The organism is Nitrospira sp. BLG_2 (assembly GCF_049222245.1).
This window is the reverse complement of the sequence record NZ_JBLYIG010000056.1, coordinates 1-4151: the sequence shown is the minus strand read 5'-3', so window position 1 is coordinate 4151 and position 4151 is coordinate 1. Positions and strand designations below refer to the sequence as shown.

At 57.3% G+C, this 4151-nt stretch carries 4 protein-coding genes; 3 read left to right on the top strand and 1 reads right to left on the bottom strand.

From position 1 onward, the window contains the following. The coding region (locus tag ACOSYY_RS01620; protein ID WP_421660517.1) for a HEAT repeat domain-containing protein at positions 1-751 on the top strand (751 nt) is incomplete at its 5' end. 26 nt (positions 752-777) lie between these two features. After that, on the top strand, positions 778-1482 hold the full coding sequence (locus ACOSYY_RS01615) for a HEAT repeat domain-containing protein (protein WP_421660516.1): 705 nt from the start codon (positions 778-780) through the stop codon (positions 1480-1482). Between the two features lie 6 nt (positions 1483-1488). Here the strand turns inward: ACOSYY_RS01615 and ACOSYY_RS01610 are convergent, their stop codons facing one another. After that, positions 1489-2811 carry a UDP-glucose dehydrogenase family protein gene (locus tag ACOSYY_RS01610; protein ID WP_421660515.1) on the bottom strand — a complete coding sequence of 441 codons (1323 nt, stop codon included), beginning with the start codon at positions 2809-2811 and terminating at the stop codon, positions 1489-1491. A 115-nt stretch (positions 2812-2926) separates the two neighbouring features. Between ACOSYY_RS01610 and ACOSYY_RS01605 the strand changes: the two genes are divergently transcribed. Then, on the top strand, positions 2927-4151 hold a 1225-nt coding region (locus ACOSYY_RS01605), incomplete at its 3' end, for a fused MFS/spermidine synthase (protein ID WP_421660513.1).

The following is a 4151-nucleotide window of genomic DNA, read 5'->3' as shown; positions in this document are numbered from 1 at the left end:
ATCCGGGCGAATCGAGCAGCTCATACAAGCATTGCATGACGAAAATGAAGCGTTGCGCGAGCACGCAATCGCAGGCCTTGGCCAGAGCGGCCCGGAAGCGCTTCCCAGATTGATCGACCTGATGGCCGATGAAGATGCGGTGATTCGAGAGGCAGCGAGCAGTGCGGTGGTACGGATGGGCCCCTCCGTCGTCGACCCAATGATCGAAGCGCTGCAAGATGACTCTTGGGCAATCCGAGAACAGGCGGCCTCGGCGCTCGGCAAGCTGCGGGACCGGCGCGCCGTCGATTCCCTGGTCCGAGCGATAAAGGACCGAGACGGCGCGGTACGGACAGCGGCTGTGTGGGCGCTCGAGCGGATCGGCGATTCGCAGGCGGTGCCTGGACTGATCGACGCGCTCATGGACAGTACCCTGAGGGAAGATGCGGCTCGGGTGCTGAAAAAGATCGGCGATGTGCGGGCTGTCGAGGCGCTGATCGACGGACTCCTTGGCTCCAATTGGATGGTTCGCCGTCATGCGGCAGAGGCGCTGGGCAAGATCGGCGATCATCGGGGAATCAGCCCGCTGATCGAGTCGCTGAAAGATGAAGACTGGCTGGTCCGTCGGAATGCCGCCGAATCACTCGCTCGCCTCGGCGCAAAGGAAGCTATTCAACCGTTGCTGGCGCTGCGCGAGGATGAGAACACCATGGTCCAGGAAACCGTCGAGGCCGTGCTGGCCAGTCTCGGCTGGACCTCCGAACCGCAATAACTTAACCCGATAGAGGATGCATACCCATGGCGGATGAAGCTCCGAAGTTGATTCAGATCGCTCCGAAAGGTGGAGAGAAGAAAGACGGGTTCAACTTGGTGACAGAGCGAGTGGTGGCCGTTAACCCCGAGAGCAAACAGCTCGAGGTCGAACTCCTGGCTTACGACGGTAAGACGGTCGTGCTCGACGTGGCCGAGGAGGCGCTGGAGGACCTCAAAAAAATCAAGGAGGGAGATGGCGCAACGATCCGTGTGGTGGAAGAAAACGGCAAGCGGATCGCGAAAAGCTTTAAGATTCGCCCCAAAGATCCGAACGCCGCCAGGGCCGATGCCATGTTGCTCGACCTGAGAGATTCACACTGGCTAAATCGAAAGTACGCGGCGGAGGTCTTAGGTGAGTTGAAAGATCCGCGCGCCGTCGATCCTTTGGTGGCGGCGTTGAACGATGAAGTCGGTGATGTGCGGCAACGAGCCTCTGATTCGCTGATCAAACTCGGCGGCCCCTCCGTATCGTCGCTCATTCCGCTCCTGGTATCCGAAGAGGACGAGATTCGTCAATCCGCAACCGAGATTCTTCGGAAAATCGGCAAACCGGCCGTCGAACCGCTCGCCACTGCGTTGGCCGACGCTGATGATCGGTTGAAGGCACGAATTATGAAGGTGCTTGATCGAATGGGATACAAGCCGAAAACCAAGGACCAGGTCAAGGCCGAGTTGCCGAGACTGACTTAACTTCTATCAGCGGGTCTCGGGGCTCTTCGTTGTACGCCCTACCGAGACATGTTTGAAGCCGGCAGCCGCGATGCGCTCGGGATCGTAGACGTTTCGGAGATCCAGCAATACGGGAACCCGCATGACAGATTTCAACTTTTCAAAATCCAGGTTTCGAAACACATTCCATTCGGTCATAATCACCAGAGCATCGGCCCCTTCGGCTGCATGGTAAGTGTCTCGGCAGACCTGCAGCTCCGGGAGCAATCGACAAGCATCTTCCAGAGCTTCAGGATCGTACACGCGAACCGTCGCGCCTTCCGAAAGAAGTTCCCGACTGATGGCCAGCGCCGGAGCCTCCCGAAGATCATTCGTATTCGGCTTGAACGAGAGTCCGAGCATGCCTATCGTCTTGCCCTTCAATCCATTAAGAGCTTCACGAATCTTCGTGAGCATCCTTGTACGTTGCGCTTCGTTCACGCGTGAAGCAGCGGAGGCAATCTGCATGGGATGGCCGTTTCGCTCGCCTGTCTGAATCAGCGCCGCTAAATCCTTGGGGAAGCAGGACCCTCCGAATCCGGGCCCGGCATGCAGGAACTTGGAGCCGATCCGATGATCGAGCCCCATCCCTTTCGCCACCATTTGGACATCGGCCCCGACTTTTTCACAAAGATTGGCGATCTCGTTGATAAACGAAATCTTCGTGGCCAGGAACGCATTGGACGCGTATTTAATGAGCTCGGCGGTTGGAACGTCCGTCACGACGACCGGCGTTTCGATGAGGTAGAGGGGACGGTAGAGGTCCTTCATGATGGCGACCGCCTGATCGCTGTCCGCCCCTATTACGACACGGTTTGGCCGCATGAAGTCTTCGATGGCCGATCCTTCCCTGAGGAATTCTGGATTCGAGACGACGTCAAATCGAATACCTTGTTTTTGATTCTTCGTGATGACCTCACGGATCTTTTCTCCCGTTCCAACCGGCACTGTGGACTTCGTCACGATAACCTTGTACCCGGTCATATGACGCGCGATGCCTCGGCCCACCTCTTCGACAAACGACAAATTGGCCGATCCATCTTCGCTTGGAGGTGTGCCGACCGCGATGAAAATCACGAGCGCCTTGTCGACCGCCTGGGCAATATCGGTGGTGAAGGTGAGACGCCCCTCCTTCACTCCCTTGGCAACAAGCTCGGTAATCCCCGGTTCATAGAACGGGACCTCTCCTTTTTCGAGCTTCGCGATTCGGCGATCGTCGTTATCCATACAGGTCACATTTACACCGAACTCGGCAAAACAGGCGCCGGTGACCAGTCCGACATAGCCGGTTCCGATGACGCTGATATGCATGGTAATCCCTCCTAGACAGTTAACCGGTGAAGTATAGCAATCAGGCTGAGAATCGTTCAAACAAATTCCGTCCTGCTTCGTATGGGTCACGTTTCGTTGACTCTCGGAAAATGCGTTGAGTACAATCCGACGCTGTTTCGCGCGTGACAAGGAGCTCCATTCCTTCGTTCAATCAATGACTCCTCATACCTCACGAATTCCCCGCTGGTTTTTGCTTCTGACCGCCCTTGTGACCGGCGCAGTGGTGATGGCATTGGAAATCCTTGGCAGCCGGCTGCTGGCTCCCGTATTCGGCAGTTCGTTGTTTGTCTGGGGCGCATTGATCGGAGTGATCTTGGCTGCTATGAGCAGCGGATACGCATTCGGCGGTTGGATTTCCGATCGTTATAGCGGCGGAGGAGCGCTGGCGGTCCTGTTGCTCTTTTCAGGAAGCTGGACGTTTCTCGTCGCGTGGGCGAATCAACCTGTTTTGTTCGAGATCGAGAAGATGGTGCAAGACCCTCGCTGGGGCCCTTGCCTCGCCGCAACCGTGCTCCTCGCCCCCCCCGCGTTCGGGCTCAGCGGCGTCTTGCCGACCATGTTGCGTTTGGCGGTTGCAGACATGGATCACCTCGGCCGGCAGACTGGCCGCATGATCGCCCTGTCGACCGTAGGGAGTCTGGCCGGCACGTGGGGCACTGCGTTCTTTCTCTTATCGTGGCTGGGGAGCCAATTGCTGATGGCCTGGCTGGGGGGCATTCAGATCGCGCTTGGGATTCTGTGGCTCATGAAAGGAACTTCGGCTCGCCCGTCGGTATTACTGATGACTCTCGGTTGCTTCGCCTTGTTGGGAACCATGGCCCTCAGCCCGCTCCAACGATTGAAAGCCCCCGTCTATCAAGAGGAAAGTCCGTACCAGCAAGTCCGTATTCGTGAGGATGATCTCTTCCGGTATCTCGTGTTGGATCGTACCTTCCACGCGACGATGTGGAAAGTCGACCCGACTTCCCTTTTTCTTCCCTACAGCCAAATGATGGTGTCTTCGCTGGCGCTGGTGTCCGAGCCGAAACGCGGCCTCATTCTCGGCCATGGCGGCGGCTCGTTGGCGAAGTGGTTGGCGCGGCACTGGCCTGCGTTAGAGCTGGATATCGTGGAATTTGACCCGGTCGTCGTCCGAATGGCCGAAGAATATTTTGATTATCGCCCGCCGGCCAATCATCACGTCTTCGTGAAGGACGGCCGCGCTTTTCTCAACGCGACGGATCACACGTACGATGTCATGTGGATCGATGCCTTCGCGCGGGACATGATCCCGTTTCACCTCACCACGGTGGAGTTTTACTCATTGGTACGAGCGCGCT

What these genes read in the sequence shown, in the direction of transcription:
- ACOSYY_RS01615 (WP_421660516.1), top strand. Translation starts at nt 778, where the DNA reads ATGGCGGATGAAGCTCCGAAGTTGATTCAGATCGCTCCGAAAGGTGGA.
- ACOSYY_RS01610 (WP_421660515.1), bottom strand. Translation starts at nt 2,811, where the DNA reads ATGCATATCAGCGTCATCGGAACCGGCTATGTCGGACTGGTCACCGGC.